This window comes from Pseudonocardia sp. ICBG1293 (assembly GCF_020131355.1).
Classification (GTDB): Bacteria; Actinomycetota; Actinomycetes; order Mycobacteriales; family Pseudonocardiaceae; genus Pseudonocardia.
The window spans coordinates 71,092-86,494 of the sequence record NZ_JAHLEL010000022.1; the positions used below are offsets into that span (position 1 = coordinate 71,092).

Sequence of the window (15,403 nt, forward strand, 5' to 3'; positions counted from 1 at the left end):
ATCATTGCGATCACAGTCCCTGGTACGAACCAGCACGCGACGAAGACCGACGAAAACTAAGAGGTCGTTTCAGAACGACTTGTCGAGTTTCCATTGACCCCTCGACGACAGATCAAACGGCAGGTCAGATAGCCGCTTGTCGTCTACAACAGACACGTCGACCTCGTTCTGAAATGACCTCTAAAGATGCGAAGATCGCGGACGCCGGCCCGGTCGTGTGTGACGCGGCCGAGCTGACCGATCGAAGGCGCCCTGCAGCGCGCAGTGCCCGTACCCAGTATGACCGCCGTGCATGACCGCTACGGGCCGAGCAAGTGCGGTCGGCCTTCAGAGCAGAGTCAAGGGTGGAATCACTCGCTCGCCGGGGGATGCCGATTCCCCCATCTCATACATTCCGTCACTCCGAGTCTGTCGGCTATGATACGCCCCGTCGTATGAAAGATTCTTTAGAGCGCCGTAGAATCAGGGAGCGATCGTGGCTCGTGTTAAGAGGTCATTTCAGAACGAGGTCGACGTGTCTGTTGTAGACGACAAGCGGCTATCTGACCTGCCGTTTGATCTGTCGTCGAGGGGTCAATGGAAACTCGACAAGTCGTTCTGAAACGACCTCTAAGCACATTACGTTGGTGGACGATCTGGATGGTGGTAGCGCGGACGAGACCGTGGAGTTCACGGTCGACGACCTCGCCTACGAGATCGACCTGAGCCGAGATCATGCTGTCGCGCTGCGGGAGGCGCTCGCCCCCTACCCCGCCGCGGCCCGCCGGACACCCGAGGGTGCTGCCCGAGCTCGACGCCTCCGAACCGCCGCCTCGGCGACCACGACGGCGCGGCGTCGATACACCAGCGCGGTGCGTTCCTAGGCTCGGGAGAACGGCTACCAGATCGCCGACCGTGGTCGTATCTCGGCCGAGATCACCACAGCGTATGAGAACAGTGCCGACGCCGGGGTCATCCCCTCACCGCGCACCGCACCCGCACCGGCCCAGCGATCGGCATCGATGTCGGTGCCGCAGTTCCAGGAGGCCGGATGACCGCGATCGCCTCGGCGTACTGTCCGAGGCTGTGCCGCCTGGTCAACTGAGCGGTGACCTCATCAAATGCCGCTGTTCGCGGTCCGGTCACGCCGGCGGTGCTGTCCTGCCAGCGGTACTGAGCAGTTGTTCGGGGCGGTCGTTCCAGAGTGGGTTGCATGAGTGAACGAGGCCGGCGGCGGGAGCTCCTGCGTGCGGCTCAGCGGTCGGCCGCGGCGATGGAAAGTTGCTTTGTCGGCGCCCGCGCTGCGGCGGAGACTGCGCGCGAGCTGCGGGACCGTCGCGGGATCGCACGGCTGGTGTGGACAGCGATGACGATGCACCGATGCGCGGTCACACAGACCTACTGGAAGACCCGCCACGGCCATCAGCATTTCCATGTGGTACTCGCCCTGCCCGAAGCCACGACCGTGATCGTGGAGATGCACTTCCCCGACACCCACGACAGCGTGCTGGTCGTCGCCTCCCACGCCGCCTCCTCTCTCAGTATCGCCGACACCCTCACCATCGGGGTGTTTCCGGCCTACGCTCATGACCTGCCCACGGTCCGTGCTTGGCTGCTACCCGACCTCGCTGACTAAGAGGTCGTTTCAGAACGACTTGTCGAGTTTCCATTGACCCCTCGACGACAGATCAAACGGCAGGTCAGATAGCCGCTTGTCGTCTACAACAGACACGTCGACCTCGTTCTGAAATGACCTCTTAGAGGTCGCGCGGATTGGTCACAGCTTGGCCGCGGTCGAGTGTCTGGGGGCGAGGGCGGGTACGGGCCTGCCGATCATGAAGTTATCTACGCTTCGTGATCGTCTGGAGGCCGCGTGCCCACCCTGCCATCATGGCTGACCGAGCCGTTGTGGGACCAGTTCACCGCGCTGCTGCCTCATCGAGACGAGTTCGATCCCACCCATCCGCTGGGCTGCCATCGCCGCCGGATCGCGGATCGGATCGTGTTCGACAAGCTCCTGCAGGTACTGCGGTTCGGCTGCTCGTATGAGGGCATCGCTGACAGCACCTGCTCGGCGACCACCATCCGCGATCGTCGTGACGAGTGGATCAGGCTCGGGGTCTTCGCCCAGCTGCGTCGGATCGTCCTGGACGCCTACGACCGCATCGTCGGTCTGCTGCTGCACGACATCGCCGTCGATGGCGCCATCACCAAGGCCCCCGGCGGCGGCGAGGTCGCCGGTCCGTCGCCGGTGGACCGGCGCAAACAGGGTATGAAACGTTCGGTGCTCGTCGAGGGATACGGCATCCCGCTGGGCCGAGTCCTGGCCGGAGCCAACCGGCACGACTCCCCGCTACTGGGCCCCACCCTCGACCGCCTCGATGCTCTCGGCCCGCTGCCCGACGACATCACCGTGCACCTCGACGCCGGCTATGACTCCGGCAAGACCCGCGACACGCTGGCCGAACGAGGCCTGCACGGCGAGATCGCGCACAAGGGTGAGAAAGCGCCGATCCAGGCCACCCGCCGCTGGCACGTCGAGCGGACCAACGCTTGGCACAACAGCTTCAACCGGCTGCAGCGCTGCTACGAACGACGAGAAATCGTCGTCGACGCGTTCTTCGACCTCGCCGACACGATCGTCACACTCCGTAGCTTGATTCGGCAGGCCTGGACCACACACCGCTGGAACGCCCGACCTGCACGACGTCCATGATCACCAACCAATCCGCGCGACCTCTTAGAGGTCGTTTCAGAACGACTTGTCGAGTTTCCATTGACCCCTCGACGACAGATCAAACGGCAGGTCAGATAGCCGCTTGTCGTCTACAACAGACACGTCGACCTCGTTCTGAAATGACCTCTTAGCTACTTCGCCCTGAAGAAGTAGCAGCGCATCAGGCGGGAGTGTCCGAATCAACGGCTCTGGCACAGATGCGGTGGTGCCGCGGCGTGTCACGTTCGGGTGACGCGCTGACTCTGTGATCATCGCGCTGGTGTGGCCATGATCTTGGAGAGGTGCTGTTCCCCGGGCTGTCGTCCCTGGTCATCGAGGAGGTCGTCGCCAGCGGCTCTGTCCTGCAGCTCACGGCGCGTAGCGCCATGGCATCAGCGTGGTGCCCGCGATGCGGCACCGAGTCACACCGAGTGCACGCCTGGCACCTGCGCCGGCTGGCCGACCTTCCGGTCGGAGGCTGCTCGGCGGTGATGGAACTGCGGGTCCGTCGCCTGCTCTGCACCGAGATGGAGTATGCCCGCAGCGGACCTTCCGTGAGCAGATCCCCGCTCTGGCCAGCCGATACGCACGCCGCACGCTACGGCTGGCAGCCACGATCGGGCAGGTCGCGGTCACCCTGGCCGGACGAGCCGGCGTCGCACTGCTGGGTGCGCTCGGTGTGACGGTCTCCCGGTCGAGTGTGCTGCGCACGCTGATGGCGCTGCCGCTACCGGCGGCACCGGTGCCGGCGGTGCTCAGCGTCGACGACGTCGCCCTGCGTCGCGGCCACAGCTACATGACCATGGTGATCGACCCGGTCACGCACCGCCGGATCGACGTGCTGCCCGACCGCCGGGCGGCGACGCTGACGGCGTGGCTACGTGATCGACCGGGCATCACCGCGGTGTGCCGGGACGGGTCGGCCACCTACGCCGAGGCGATCACCGCGGGCGCGCCCGATGCGGTGCAGGTCAGCGACCGGTGGCACCTGTGGCACGGTCTCGGCCGCGCGGTGGAGAAGGTCGTCATCGCCCACACCGCGTGCTGGCGACCCGGGAGTGCCCAGACAACCACGGCAGACGCGAAGCGCCCGGAGTCGGCGCTCGCGCAGCGGACGCGGGCCCGCCACGCCGCGGTGCACGACCTGCTCGATCAGAGCGTGGGGCTGCTCGAGTGCTCGCGACGGCTGGGCTGGTCGCTCAACACGATCAAGCGCTACGCCCGCGCCGCGCGGGCCGAGGAGCTGATCCGGCTATCCCGCTACGGGACCACGCTCGTCGACCCGCACCGCGATCACCTGCGGCGTCGGCGGTCTTGATCTGGCAGTGGGGGCGTCGAGGCGCGTAGCGGCCGGAGACCGACACGACAACACCAGACCAAGAGCCGACCAGCGGCGACGAGGACGAGCCGGGCGCGACACGGGCCCGGCCGCGGCTGAGGCGTGGCATCCTCGGGTGGCCCGACCGGCAGACCCGAGGACGGAGGCACGGGTGGAGATCGACCCCGTCGCCTTCGCCGACGCTCAAGCCCGCCGATTCACCGGCCGCCGTCTACGCGTCGGCCGCTCCGCGGTCGTTCACGACGTAGTGTGGAAGGCGTGGCTCGGCGATCTCACCCTCCCCGTTGCGGCCTGCAATCAAGGGTGGCGGGGCTCGCCGCGACCGACGCTCCCGCGAACTGCCGTAAATGCACTCTGGCCCTCGGCCGGGTTACAGCGCGGCGGGCGCCGCCGTTCCAGGCCACCTTGTTCGACCTCGACGCCGTCACCGATGTGGCATAGATCCACTGGTAGATCGCCTCGTGGGACACCCGGCAAGTCTTGTCGGTCGGGTAGAGCCGAGGTAAGCGACCCGCGATCGGGGCCGGGGACCAGCCGATCTTCAACAACCCGGTCACCACCGCCCGTGATCGCGGTGACCGGTCCACCGCGAACCTCTTCGGTCGGGCCCGCGCTGCGCGCGCGGCTTCCTCGGCCGGACCTGCCCGGTAGTCCTCCCGGCCGCCGTGGCGGGCGACCTCACGAGAGATCACCGACCGATCCCGACCCAGCACCTCAGCGATATCACACAACCGCCAGCCTGCGGCCAACCCCCGCGAGATCTTCTCCCGATCAGTCAAAGTGAGCACTTCCCGCACGTCATGATCCTGTTCCCCACCGAACAACAAGATCAAGTGCTACGACCGCCTGAGCGCGCCACGTTCTCAACCGGCGCCGCCGCTGGAGCACCCGCGCCGAACTGCGGCTGGCGATCGTGTCCTGGATCGAGACCACCTACCACCGCTGGCGCCGCCAGCAGGGCCTCGGTCGACTGACTCCGGTCGAGTTCGAGACACTGCTCAACATCGCCCACGCGGCTTGACCCACCTACCAAGATCGGGTCAAGCGAACTCTGAGCAGCCCCGCGAACCGACTGCTGTGAGGGTCGCCGTAACCGCGGTCGCGCACGGGTGGTCCCGCGTGGTGGTCCCGCGTGACGGGCTCCGACCGAACCGGCTATAGTCTGTGGCGATCCACTGCTACGGTGGGGCGCGCCTAGGGTTCCGTCCCTCTTGCGGGAGTCTGGTCCAAGAGACGCAGGCGGTTTATCGAATCGCCCCACGGCGGGACAAAAGCCCGGGAGACAACTGGTTGGCATCAGTTGCTCCGCTGGTGCCCGATGAGAGGATCCCCCCCCCCCCCGCGTCTAAAGTCCTCCGCTGTCACGCGATGATCGCCGCAACGGGTGTCGGCGCGGGAAGCGCCTAGCAGACCCGCTCCGCGCGGCGCTGAGACCGTCGCTCACCTGAGCAGGCCTGAGAGGGGCCGATCCACCCTGTCGAACCTTCCGGTCGTCGACCGGAAGCGTCGCCGCACCGGCGAGCTGTCACCTCTCAGCTTAGAGGTCGTTTCAGAACGACTTGTCGAGTTTCCATTGACCCCTCGACGACAGATCAAACGGCAGGTCAGATAGCCGCTTGTCGTCTACAACAGACACGTCGACCTCGTTCTGAAATGACCTCTTAGCCAGGGCGGTCGGCCCGTAGAAACTCATGCAGCAGGAGCAGTCCTAGCTGTCATCGGCATCAAACATGAACGACATCTCATCGAGACCGCACTGCCCGTCCGTTTGTCCGGTGGACCACCGAGGAGGAAACCCGGAGACATGAGCCCAACCTCACGGCCTCGTCCAGGGGGCTACCGATGAAGAAGCGGGCCGTCGAGGCCCTGGAACAAGCCGACCAGCGGTATCACCCAGCCGCGGGGCTGCGTCAACAGCTCAACAAGGTCTTCCCGACCCACTGGTCGTTCATGCTGGGCGAGATCGCGCTCTACAGCTTCATCATCGTCATCCTCTCGGGGGTCTACCTGGCGCTGTTCTTCGACCCTTCGATGGAAGAGGTCGTCTACAACGGCCCCTACGACCCGCTCCGCGGCGTACACATGTCCCGGGCCTACGAGTCAGCACTCGCGCTGACCTTCGAGGTTCGCGGTGGGCTGTTCATGCGTCAGCTACACCACTGGTCTGCCCTGCTGTTCGTGGCGTCGATGATGTGCCACATGTTCCGGGTGTTCTTCACTGGAGCGTTCCGTAAGCCTCGAGAGGCCAACTGGGCGATCGGGATCAATCTGATCCTGGTCGCTACCTTCGCGGGTTTCAGTGGCTACTCGCTGCCCGACGAGCTCCTCTCCGGGGTCGGCTTGCGGATCGCCTCCGGTATCACCCTGTCGGTCCCGGTCGTGGGGACCTGGGTGCACTGGGCGCTGTTCGGCGAGGACTTCATGGGTACCGAGATCATCCCCCGGCTCTACATCATCCACGTTCTGATTCTTCCCGGGATCTTGCTCGCCCTGATCGCAGTCCACCTCGGCCTTGTCTGGTATCAGAAGCACACCCAGTTCCCCGGAGTGGGCCGGACTGAGAACAACGTGGTCGGTGTCCGGATCATGCCGCAGTTCGCGGCCAAGGGTGGCGCGTTCTTCTTCATTGTCGCTGGCATCCTTGCCATCGTCTCCGGGCTGTTCGAGATCAACCGCATCTGGTTCTTCGGGCCCTTCGACCCCTCGCACGTCTCCGCTGGCTCGCAGCCGGATTTCTACATGCTGTTCTCCGAGGGCATGGGGCGGATCTTCCCGCCCTGGGAGTTCTACTTGTTTGACACCTACACGATCCCGTCAGCATTCCTGCCTACCGCAGCGTTCCTACCGGTGCTGTTCATGCTTGCATCGGCGTACCCGAAGATCGAGCGGCGCTTCACCGGCGACGACGCGCATCACAACCTCCTTCAGCGTCCGCGTGACGTCCCGGTCCGCACAGCCCTAGGGGCGATGGGGATCACGTTCTATCTATGGCTGGTCCTCTGCGGGTTCAACGACTGGATCTCGCTATTCTTCCACATCTCACTCAACGCGACGACCTGGGCCGGGCGCATCGGTCTGCTGATCGTGCCGCCGATCGTGTACTGGATCGCCTACCGGTGGTGCCTGGGTCTGCAGAAGTCCGACCGGGCCGTACTAGAACACGGTTTGGAGACCGGCATCATCAAACGGCTCCCACACGGCGCGTACATCGAGGTGCACCAGCCGCTCGCCGGCGTCGACGAGCACGGCCACCCCGTCAGACTGGAGTATCAGGGCGCCCCCGTTCCGAAGCGGATGAACGAGCTCGGAGCTGCAGGCCGCTCCACACCCGGGACCCTGTTCACCCCCGACCCGGCCGCCGAGACTGCGGCGCTGGACCGGGCCCGCGAGCAGGCACGTGAACAAGAACGTGCCGCGTCAGAACGGCGCGCCGACGTCACCGCGGACTGCCGCGCCGACCCTCATGGAACCGACGAGACGGCCGGCCGCCCCTTCGACGACGGCTGCCCCCGCGATGCGCACGCTTGACCTGGTGCGGGCCTGGCGAGAAGAGCGGCGCCGCGTCACGGAACGCAACTGTGTCGAAACAATTCTGCAGGACTTCCCACACATGGTGCTCCATCTACGCGACGCATTTACTCTAGCCCATGATGAGCTGGGCACCGACCTTGCCTACGCCCGAGTAAACCGCCAGGGAGACGTCCTGACTCTCGCCACAACAATTCGTCGAATCGACGAGACGACATCCGAATGGCACCTAATCGTGGCTCGGTCAGGGAAACAAGGAAGAACGCCGCTTACACTTTCTGCCACAGAAGGCCGATCTTGGAGTCTTGCGTTGTTCGGAACTTATCATTCCGCATCAATCACGATCGGGGCAACGCTGCCGCGCCACGAGCTGCCTTTCGAGCTCCATGATGGAGCACACTATTCCGTGCGCGTCAAGGTAGACGCCAGGCCGACATCATTCATCGCGACCGCTTAGGGGCCTGTGCAAGGAACGGTGGTTCCGGCCCGACACTCCGGGCCGCGAGGTCCGGCGGGATGGGCACTGTGAGTGATGACATCGGACCCTGTGGGTTCTGCCAAGGATGAGACGGGCTCGAGTTGGCGGCTGTCGCCCGAGCAGGCCGCTGCGGCGGCGATGGTGGCCGATGCGCGAGCGCGCGGCCTGGAGCTGACCGGCCCGGACGGGCTGCTCAAACTCTTCACCAAGAACGTGCTGGAAACCGCTCTGGGTGAGGAGATGACCGAGCACCTCGGGCATGCCAAGAACCGGGCCGAACCCGACCGCTACTCCACTAATGTCCGTAATGGTTCCCGGTCGAAGACGGTCATCTCTGATGCGGTCGGGGAGGTCGAGATCTCGGTGCCGCGGGATCGGGACGCTTCGTTCGAACCACAGATTGTGCGGAAACGACAGCGCCGTCTCGGTGACGTCGACGAGATCGTACTGTCGCTGTATGCGAAGGGCTTGACGACCGGCGAGATCTCGGCGCATTTCTCTGAGATTTATTCTGAGATTTATGGGGCGTCGGTGTCGAAGGAGACGGTCTCGCGGATCACCGACTCGGTGCTTGCCGAGATGCAGGGATGGTCCTCGCGGCCACTCGATGCGGTGTACGCCGCGGTGTCCATCGACGCTGTCCACGTCAAGGTCCGGGCTCTGGTGCACTCCGCGTGATCGGTGCCGACACTGGAACGCTCAGCGTGTGTGGAGGACGCGGGTGCGAAGCAGGTTGAAGCCGGCTCGGCCGAACATCTGCCGCTTCAGCATTTTAATCTTGTTGGCGGTGCCCTCGACGCGTCCTGAGCTGTAGTCGAGGGTCAGCCCGGCTTGGACGGCGTCGTGGTCGCGACGCAGGTTGCGGGCGAACCCGGCGATCGGGGTGAGGTCATCGACCTCGACCGTGTCGATCCAGGCGTCGAGCTGGTGGCCGGTGCGGCCGGTCATCATCGTGGCGAACCCGCGGACGTGGCCGATCAGCCTGTCCAGGCCGGGGTCGGCCTCGCGGAGCCGGGCGAGCCGGATGGCATCGTCAGCGGCCAGTCGGTCGGGGTGAGTCATGATCCACGAGGTGACCTCGCGGACAGTCGGGGGTTTCGGCCCCGGCAGCGGTGCGTGGCCGCGACCATGACGGAACCGGCGCAGGTAACGCTGGACCGCCAGCTCACCGCCCGGGTAGCCAAGTGCAGCGATCTCGCGGAACAGGGCCGTGGCGTTGCGCTCGCCCTCGTTCCAGCGCCGATGTAGGTGCTCGAGGTAGTCGTCGACCAGGTGCGCACGCTGCTCGGTCTTAGAGGTCATTTCAGAACGAGGTCGACGTGTCTGTTGTAGACGACAAGCGGCTATCTGACCTGCCGTTTGATCTGTCGTCGAGGGGTCAATGGAAACTCGACAAGTCGTTCTGAAACGACCTCTTAGCGGTCAGCTCGTGTGCCGAGGTGGCGGCGGCGAACTTGCGGACCGTGGCCGGGTGCAGCCCGAGCTTGCGCCCGATCGCCGCCTTCGACATACCTTCCGCCCGCAACTGCTGCACGGCCTGTTAGTTCTCACGCAGCCGGGTCACGATCCGCGGCTGCGGCGGTGTTCACCCGGACCAACCCCCGCGCCGTGGCCAACGCCGAGTACCGGGAGCTGTTGGAGTCCGAGGGCTGGCGGGTGTTGCGGTCGCACGTCTCGCAGCTTCAACGGTTCGCCCAATCGTTCGGCGGACCGATCGAGCGCGCAGCAGCCACCGCCTACGGGGACGCACTCACCGAGCTGACGGGAACCTCGATCCGATGAGCGACGCCAGAAGCCGGGCCCGATCATTGCGGGACCGCTCGGAGAAGGCCGCAGCGGCCGAATCAGCGGCCGCGGAGAAGGTCCAGACGCGGCCGGCCCCCGACAGCGACCGGAAGGTCCGCCAAACCGTGGACCTCACTCAGGCCAATCACAAGGCCCTGGCGACGTGGCGACTCGACACAACAGTCGCGCTGGGCCGGACTCGCCTCACCACCCAAGACGTACTACGGGCCGCCGTCGACGTGCTACTCACCGACGAAGCCACCGCCCGCCGAGTACGCATCCGACTCGAAGAAATCCAAGACGCCGAGGAACGCTGAGCGAACCTTGTCCGGACGGCTTAGAGGTCGTTTCAGAACGACTTGTCGAGTTTCCATTGACCCCTCGACGACAGATCAAACGGCAGGTCAGATAGCCGCTTGTCGTCTACAACAGACACGTCGACCTCGTTCTGAAATGACCTCTAAAATGTGGATCCGTGCGGACCTCGACCGCCGTGAGCGGGGACGACGAGCTGAGATTCACCGCCATATGTATCACACCGGCTGGAATAAAGATGAATTCTCCGGGCGCATGGGCATATGGTATGAGGTCATCGCCAACGAGCGTCAACGCTTTACCAGCCACGACCATGACGACGATGTCAGAGTGCTCGTGGACATGAACTTTCGACGATGCCCTCGGAGGCATGACTACGATACCGGCAGACAACCGTGAAGAGCCTGATGTGGCAGACGTAATGCACGGGAGTAGTGCTTGCGCTTGCGTTCCACGAATAGCCCGATCACCACTCGCTCCGACGACTGAAACTCTTTCATCCCTCATCGACTTCACTTCTCCCTAGGTCTTATAGTGCAACGCTAGATTAGCCGTTGCTCTCTTGTATAACCTCGCATGTCGTCACATCGCGGTCCTCAGAACGCTTGAACTGACGCCTACCTAGTGTTGCGGTAACTAGGTTACTTTACTCACGGGCTGGTTTACGGGATCATGAGCTGTGCCGTTGACTGTGACCGTGGACGTTCCGGCCGCCGACCGCGAGGTGCTGGAGTCCTGGCTGCGTTCCTCGTCGGTTTCGGCGGGACTGGCCCGACGGGGCAGGATCGTGTTGCTGGCCGCGGACGGGGTGGCGGTCAAGGACATCGTCACACTGGTCGGGGCGTCGAAGGCGACGGTGATCGGGTGGAAGAAGCGTTACGCCGCTGAGGGGATCGCCGGGCTGGCCGACCGGCCCAAGGCGGGCCGGCCGCCGGTGATCGACGAGGTCGCGGTCGTGCTCGCCACGCTGGAACCGCCGCCTGAGCGGCTCGGAGTCACGCACTGGTCGTCACGGCTGCTCGGTGCCGAGCTCGGGATCTCCCACGTGTGGATCGGCAAGATTTGGCGGCGGTGGGGGCTGCAGCCGTGGAAGTCCGAGACGTTCAAGTTCTCCACCGATCCCGAGCTCGAAGCCAAGGTCCGCGACATCGTCGGGTTGTATCTGAACCCGCCGGACAAGGCCGTCGTGCTCTGCGTCGACGAGAAATCCCAGGTCCAGGCCCTGGACCGGACAGCGCCGATCCTGCCGATCATGCCCGGTATCCCGGAGAAACGGACGCATGACTACGTCCGTCACGGCACCACCACGCTGTTCGCGGCGTTAGAGGTCGCGACCGGGCGGGTCGAGCAGGCGTGCCTGCCGCGGCATCGCCATCAGGAGTTCCTGCGGTTCCTCAAGCAGGTCGCGAAGGCCTACCCGCGGCGCAAGCTGCACCTGGTGGTGGACAACTACGCGACCCACAAGCACCCCGCAGTGAAGGCCTGGCTGGCCCGCAACCCGCGGATCACCCTGCACTTCACCCCGACCTCGGGATCGTGGCTGAACATGGTCGAGGTCTTTTTCGGGGTCATCACCCGCCAGGCCATTCGCCGTGGCAGCTTCGGCAGCGTCAGAGAACTGATCGGCGCGATCGGCCGGTTCATCGACGGCTGGAACGAACGCTGCCACCCGTTCATCTGGACCAAACCCGCAGACCACCTACTCAACCACTGCCGACCCGGTCAAAGAACATCGTTTACGCGACACTAGACGGTTATCGACGTATGGTGCTAGCCCGGGCCGTGAACGTTAAAGCTTTTGATCTCGTTAAACAGGGCAAGCTGGGAGTCTACGCCTCCTCAACAGGACAAGAGGCTTGCCAAGTAGCTTGCTCCACTGCACTTCAGAAGCAAGACTGGCTTTTTCCGACTTATCGCGACTCGGCAGCGGTAATTGCGCGTGGCGTCCGCCCTGCCGAGGTGTTCAGTACACAGCGAGGTGACTGGCATTGCGGCTATGACCCAAGAGCGCACCGTATCGCGCCGCAGGTAAATTCTCTCGCAACGCAGATGTCCCATGCTGTGGGCCTTGCTCATGCTTCTGCTATTAGTGGTGACTCTGTTGTGGCGATGGCACTATGCGGGGATGGGGCCACAAGCGCTGGGGACTTTCATGAAGCGTGCAATCTTGCAGGCGTTTTCAAAGCTCCGGTCGTGTTTCTTATTCAGAACAACAAGTACGCGATCTCGGTGAGATCCGACCAGCAAACCGCAGCTGTCTCGCTAGCTATTCGGGCAGTCGGATATGGGATTCCGGGTTTCCGTGTCGACGGTAATGACTTTGCAGCACTCCACACTGTCCTAACAGATGCCGTCTCCCGGGCCAGAGCCGGCGACGGGCCCACTATTGTGGAAGCTGATACGTATCGCATGGAGCCACATACCAGCTCGGATGATCCAAGTCGCTATCGCTCGCAATCAGAGTTAGAAATATGGCGCGCATACGCTCCCATCTCACGTCTTCGTGCTTATCTGCTTTCAAATGAACTTTGCCCCGAGGAACTACTGAGTCAGCACGACATTGCCGCGCGCGCCGCTGCCGAGAACGCGGGAAACGATCTTTCAGTTAAGAGGTCATTTCAGAACGAGGTCGACGTGTCTGTTGTAGACGACAAGCGGCTATCTGACCTGCCGTTTGATCTGTCGTCGAGGGGTCAATGGAAACTCGACAAGTCGTTCTGAAACGACCTCTAAGCACATCCCGAACCCCGACGATATGTTCTCGTTTGTCTATCAGGAGCTTACTTCGCAACTGCAAGAGCAGCGGTCTCACCTGCGAGCTGAGGTTGCTTTGGAGGGCGATCAGTGACCAGTACTTCCGCGACCACTACCTTGGCTCAAGAACTGAACAGCGCGTTGCAAGATGAGATGTCTGCTGACAACTCAGTCGTTGTCTTGGGCGAAGACGTCGGGGTTCTTGGCGGCGTTTTTAGAGTGACAGACGGGTTGAGTAAAAAATTCGGAGAGGCTCGCTGTTTCGATACACCGGTCTCAGAGGCGGGCATCATGGGCATGGCTATTGGTATGGCCATTTATGGGTTACGACCAGTGATTGAGATGCAGTTCGATGCGTTTGCCTATCCAGCATTTGAACAGATTGTTAGCCATGTTGCAAAGATGAGACATCGAAGCCGTGGGAGGCTTGATCTTCCTATGGTGATTCGGATACCATTTGGGGGTGGCGTTGGCGCCGTTGAGCAGCATAGTGACTCGTCGGAGTCTTATTATTCGCACACGCCTGGACTACGAGTGGTCGCGCCTTCATGCGCAGAAGATGCCTACGGCTTGCTAAGGAGCTCGATTCAGTGCAGTGATCCGGTAGTGTTTTTGGAGCCTAAGCGTCTATATTACGTCCGTTCCGACAAATCTGACAGGGCTAATGAGATCCCGCTCGGGGCGGGAGCAGTCAAACGAGCTGGCCGTGATGTAACGCTTGTAAGTTACGGACCGTCTGTGTCGACTTGTCTTGCTGCGGCGAACGTTGCAGCTGAGGGTGGTCTCGAAGTAGGAGTCGTTGATTTACGGTCTTTGGTTCCTATCGATGACGAAGTCTTGTTCTCCGAGATCCGTCGATCTGGGAAAGTCGTCGTGGTAGCTGAGTCTCACGGCTATGCGTCCGTTGCATCTGAGATATCCGCACGCATCAGTGAGCGTTGCTTTGAGTACCTTAGAGGTCGTTTCAGAAGTCGGCGTGTCGGTCCTGTGTGGATCGGCGCTGGTAGCTGATCATGTCCGGTCGTGGCGCGGCGATCTTGTGTCGAGCGATTGGTGAGCGACGAGCTGTGGGCGCTGGTGGAGCCGCTGCTGCCCAAGCCGCGCAAGCACAAGCGGGGACGGACAGGCCGTCCGCGGGTGCCGGATCGGGCCGCTCTGGCCGGGATCGTGTTCGTGCTCAAGACCGGGATCAGCTGGAACGCGCTGCCCGCCGAGCTCGGCTGTGGGTCCGGAGTGACCTGCTGGCGGCGGCTACGGCAGTGGCAGCAGGCCGGGGTCTGGGCCCAGCTGCACCGGGTGATGCTCGACCGCCTCGCCCAGCAGGGCCTGCTGGACTGGTCGCGGGCGGCGGTGGACAGCGTGAGCGTGCGGGCCAAGCGCCGCGGCGAGGCCACCGGGCCCTCGCCGACCGATCGCGGGAAGGCGGGCAGCAAGTACCACGTGCTCTGCGACCGAGGCGGGCTCCCGCTGCATGCGCTGGTCACCGGGGCGAACACCCACGACAGTCGGATGCTCGCCCCGCTGCTGGACACCAACCCCGGCGTCCGCGAACGGGCGGGACAGCCGGGGCGTCCGCGACGTCGGCCGGACAAGGTGCACGCCGACAAGGGCTACGACTATCCCCGCTGCCGCCGCTACCTGAGTGGGCGTGGGATCGGGGTGCGGATCGCCCGGCGCGGGATCGAGGACTCCACCCGGCTCGGGCGGGTCCGCTGGGTCGTCGAGCGCACCATGTCCTGGCTGCTGGACTTCCGCCGCCTCGCGCTGCGCTACGACCGCGCCGAATCCACGATCACCGCGCTGTTATCGCTGGCCTGCGCCCTGATCTGCCACCGCCGCCTCACCAAGCCGAAGCCGAAGCCGAAGTGATGGTCGACCCAGCCCTCGCTGAGGCACTCGCCTACGAGGTCGGGGCCAGCGGCCGCCAGGCCAGCCACTCCAAGGCCCGGTCGGCCTCGTCAGGGTCGAAGCGGTGCGGGTCGAACGGCCCGCCCGCCCACTCCAGGCGCTCGGCGCGGTCGGGATGGTCAGGGTCGGCGAGCACGGCCTGGAAGTCCTCATACCCCCCGATCCCGCCGACGTCCTCGGGCGGGCACGCCCCCTGCCCGGCGACGCATCGCGGATAGCACACTCCCGGCTCGACGGCCGCGACCGCCTCGACGGTGATCTCGTGGGCCCAGTTGTCACCGAAGTCGTAGACGTAACCGAACCGGTCACCAGCCTTGACCAGCCGAAACAGCTTCTCTTTCGTCTCGTCGGCGACATCCTGTCCGGGCCAGTCCGGGTCTGGGATCCCGTAGCGGCGCCCGACGATCTCGAACTCGTGCAGATGAGAGTTCGTCCAGCCCATCACTGACTGCACCACCTCGTGTAACACCGCCAAGTCGACCTCGCCCGGCACCTGCACCCGACGCCGGACCGCCGGCACCACCTCGGTCAGGACGATCTCCAACTCGAAAATCTTCGTCTTCTCAGACACACGAGGCGCGACCATCAGCCGATGCTGCCA

General features: G+C 63.9%; 20 protein-coding genes, 2 pseudogenes and 1 riboswitch. Of the genes and pseudogenes, 15 read left to right on the forward strand and 7 right to left on the reverse strand.

The window, feature by feature from the left end; translation table 11 throughout:
• Nucleotides 1-475 precede the first annotated feature (475 nt).
• The 4 genes from KPF47_RS38630 (at nt 476) to KPF47_RS12045 (ending at nt 2,695) form a co-directional block, all read left to right on the forward strand.
• Entirely contained in the window at nt 476-601 is a 126-nt protein-coding gene (locus KPF47_RS38630) for a hypothetical protein (protein WP_255659554.1), read from the forward strand.
• 22 nt (nt 602-623) lie between these two features.
• Nucleotides 624-863, forward strand: coding sequence for a histone-like nucleoid-structuring protein Lsr2 (locus KPF47_RS12035; protein WP_255659555.1), 240 nt, complete (start codon nt 624-626; stop codon nt 861-863).
• 329 nt (nt 864-1,192) lie between these two features.
• Nucleotides 1,193-1,615, forward strand: coding sequence for a hypothetical protein (locus tag KPF47_RS12040; RefSeq protein ID WP_224388964.1), 423 nt, complete (start codon nt 1,193-1,195; stop codon nt 1,613-1,615).
• Between the two features lie 237 nt (nt 1,616-1,852).
• Nucleotides 1,853-2,695 carry an IS5 family transposase gene (locus KPF47_RS12045; protein WP_224386276.1) on the forward strand — a complete coding sequence of 281 codons (843 nt, stop codon included), beginning with the start codon at nt 1,853-1,855 and terminating at the stop codon, nt 2,693-2,695.
• A 36-nt stretch (nt 2,696-2,731) separates the two neighbouring features.
• Here the strand turns inward: KPF47_RS12045 and KPF47_RS12050 are convergent, their stop codons facing one another.
• Nucleotides 2,732-2,899, reverse strand: a complete 168-nt coding sequence (locus KPF47_RS12050) for a hypothetical protein (RefSeq protein ID WP_224388965.1) — start codon at nt 2,897-2,899, stop codon at nt 2,732-2,734.
• Nucleotides 2,900-3,081: 182 nt separating this feature from the next.
• Between KPF47_RS12050 and KPF47_RS40840 the strand changes: the two genes are divergently transcribed.
• Both KPF47_RS40840 and KPF47_RS12060 read left to right on the forward strand, forming a co-directional pair.
• Nucleotides 3,082-3,378 carry a transposase family protein gene (locus KPF47_RS40840; RefSeq protein ID WP_224389003.1) on the forward strand — a complete coding sequence of 99 codons (297 nt, stop codon included), beginning with the start codon at nt 3,082-3,084 and terminating at the stop codon, nt 3,376-3,378.
• 17 nt (nt 3,379-3,395) lie between these two features.
• The gene (locus KPF47_RS12060) at nt 3,396-4,013 is read left to right on the forward strand and encodes a transposase (protein WP_224388966.1); all 618 of its coding nucleotides are present in this window, start codon (nt 3,396-3,398) and stop codon (nt 4,011-4,013) included.
• Nucleotides 4,014-4,306: 293 nt separating this feature from the next.
• On the opposite strand, the gene KPF47_RS40845 is transcribed toward KPF47_RS12060, so the two are convergent.
• Nucleotides 4,307-4,831, reverse strand: a complete 525-nt coding sequence (locus KPF47_RS40845; protein ID WP_374108832.1) for a transposase — start codon at nt 4,829-4,831, stop codon at nt 4,307-4,309.
• 56 nt (nt 4,832-4,887) lie between these two features.
• On the opposite strand from KPF47_RS40845, the pseudogene KPF47_RS40850 reads away from it, so the two are divergent.
• Nucleotides 4,888-5,055, forward strand: a pseudogene (locus KPF47_RS40850) (IS3 family transposase); the annotation flags it as partial.
• Between the two features lie 162 nt (nt 5,056-5,217).
• Nucleotides 5,218-5,318, forward strand: a riboswitch (guanidine-I (ykkC/yxkD leader).
• A 265-nt stretch (nt 5,319-5,583) separates the two neighbouring features.
• Here KPF47_RS40850 and KPF47_RS12070 read toward each other — a convergent pair.
• Nucleotides 5,584-5,727: a hypothetical protein gene (locus KPF47_RS12070; RefSeq protein WP_224388967.1), complete on the reverse strand. Its 144-nt coding sequence runs from the start codon at nt 5,725-5,727 to the stop codon at nt 5,584-5,586.
• 149 nt (nt 5,728-5,876) lie between these two features.
• Here KPF47_RS12070 and KPF47_RS12075 point away from each other — a divergent pair, with 149 nt between their 5' ends.
• Entirely contained in the window at nt 5,877-7,562 is a 1,686-nt protein-coding gene (locus KPF47_RS12075; RefSeq protein ID WP_224388968.1) for a cytochrome bc complex cytochrome b subunit, read from the forward strand.
• 532 nt (nt 7,563-8,094) lie between these two features.
• Nucleotides 8,095-8,697, forward strand: a pseudogene (locus KPF47_RS12080) (transposase); the annotation flags it as partial.
• 42 nt (nt 8,698-8,739) lie between these two features.
• Here KPF47_RS12080 and KPF47_RS12085 read toward each other — a convergent pair.
• Both KPF47_RS12085 and KPF47_RS38635 read right to left on the reverse strand, forming a co-directional pair.
• On the reverse strand, nt 8,740-9,342 hold the full coding sequence (locus KPF47_RS12085; RefSeq protein WP_224388969.1) for a transposase: 603 nt from the start codon (nt 9,340-9,342) through the stop codon (nt 8,740-8,742).
• 76 nt (nt 9,343-9,418) lie between these two features.
• Entirely contained in the window at nt 9,419-9,550 is a 132-nt protein-coding gene (locus KPF47_RS38635) for a hypothetical protein (protein ID WP_255659556.1), read from the reverse strand.
• A 71-nt stretch (nt 9,551-9,621) separates the two neighbouring features.
• Here KPF47_RS38635 and KPF47_RS12090 point away from each other — a divergent pair, with 71 nt between their 5' ends.
• Together KPF47_RS12090 and KPF47_RS12095 are read left to right on the forward strand one after the other, a co-directional pair.
• The gene (locus tag KPF47_RS12090) at nt 9,622-9,822 is read left to right on the forward strand and encodes a hypothetical protein (protein WP_198932383.1); all 201 of its coding nucleotides are present in this window, start codon (nt 9,622-9,624) and stop codon (nt 9,820-9,822) included.
• The gene (locus KPF47_RS12095) at nt 9,819-10,142 is read left to right on the forward strand and encodes a hypothetical protein (protein WP_224388970.1); all 324 of its coding nucleotides are present in this window, start codon (nt 9,819-9,821) and stop codon (nt 10,140-10,142) included. The genes KPF47_RS12090 and KPF47_RS12095 overlap by 4 nt, the downstream gene beginning before the upstream one ends.
• Before the next feature lie 106 nt (nt 10,143-10,248).
• On the opposite strand, the gene KPF47_RS40855 is transcribed toward KPF47_RS12095, so the two are convergent.
• Entirely contained in the window at nt 10,249-10,647 is a 399-nt protein-coding gene (locus KPF47_RS40855) for a cupin domain-containing protein (RefSeq protein ID WP_224388971.1), read from the reverse strand.
• A gap of 178 nt (nt 10,648-10,825) precedes the next feature.
• On the opposite strand from KPF47_RS40855, the gene KPF47_RS12105 reads away from it, so the two are divergent.
• The 4 genes from KPF47_RS12105 (at nt 10,826) to KPF47_RS12120 (ending at nt 14,763) form a co-directional block, all read left to right on the forward strand.
• Nucleotides 10,826-11,890, forward strand: a complete 1,065-nt coding sequence (locus KPF47_RS12105; RefSeq protein ID WP_255658826.1) for an IS630 family transposase — start codon at nt 10,826-10,828, stop codon at nt 11,888-11,890.
• 14 nt (nt 11,891-11,904) lie between these two features.
• A complete protein-coding gene (locus tag KPF47_RS12110) occupies nt 11,905-12,861 on the forward strand; it encodes a thiamine pyrophosphate-dependent enzyme (protein WP_224388972.1) in 957 nt (318 codons plus the stop codon).
• 186 nt (nt 12,862-13,047) lie between these two features.
• Nucleotides 13,048-13,905 (forward strand): alpha-ketoacid dehydrogenase subunit beta, encoded by an 858-nt coding sequence (locus KPF47_RS12115; RefSeq protein ID WP_374108834.1) that lies wholly within the window; start codon nt 13,048-13,050, stop codon nt 13,903-13,905.
• Between the two features lie 12 nt (nt 13,906-13,917).
• Entirely contained in the window at nt 13,918-14,763 is an 846-nt protein-coding gene (locus tag KPF47_RS12120) for an IS5 family transposase (protein WP_224386179.1), read from the forward strand.
• Between the two features lie 31 nt (nt 14,764-14,794).
• On the opposite strand, the gene KPF47_RS12125 is transcribed toward KPF47_RS12120, so the two are convergent.
• Nucleotides 14,795-15,388, reverse strand: coding sequence for a plasmid pRiA4b ORF-3 family protein (locus tag KPF47_RS12125; protein ID WP_224386178.1), 594 nt, complete (start codon nt 15,386-15,388; stop codon nt 14,795-14,797).
• Nucleotides 15,389-15,403 lie beyond the last annotated feature (15 nt).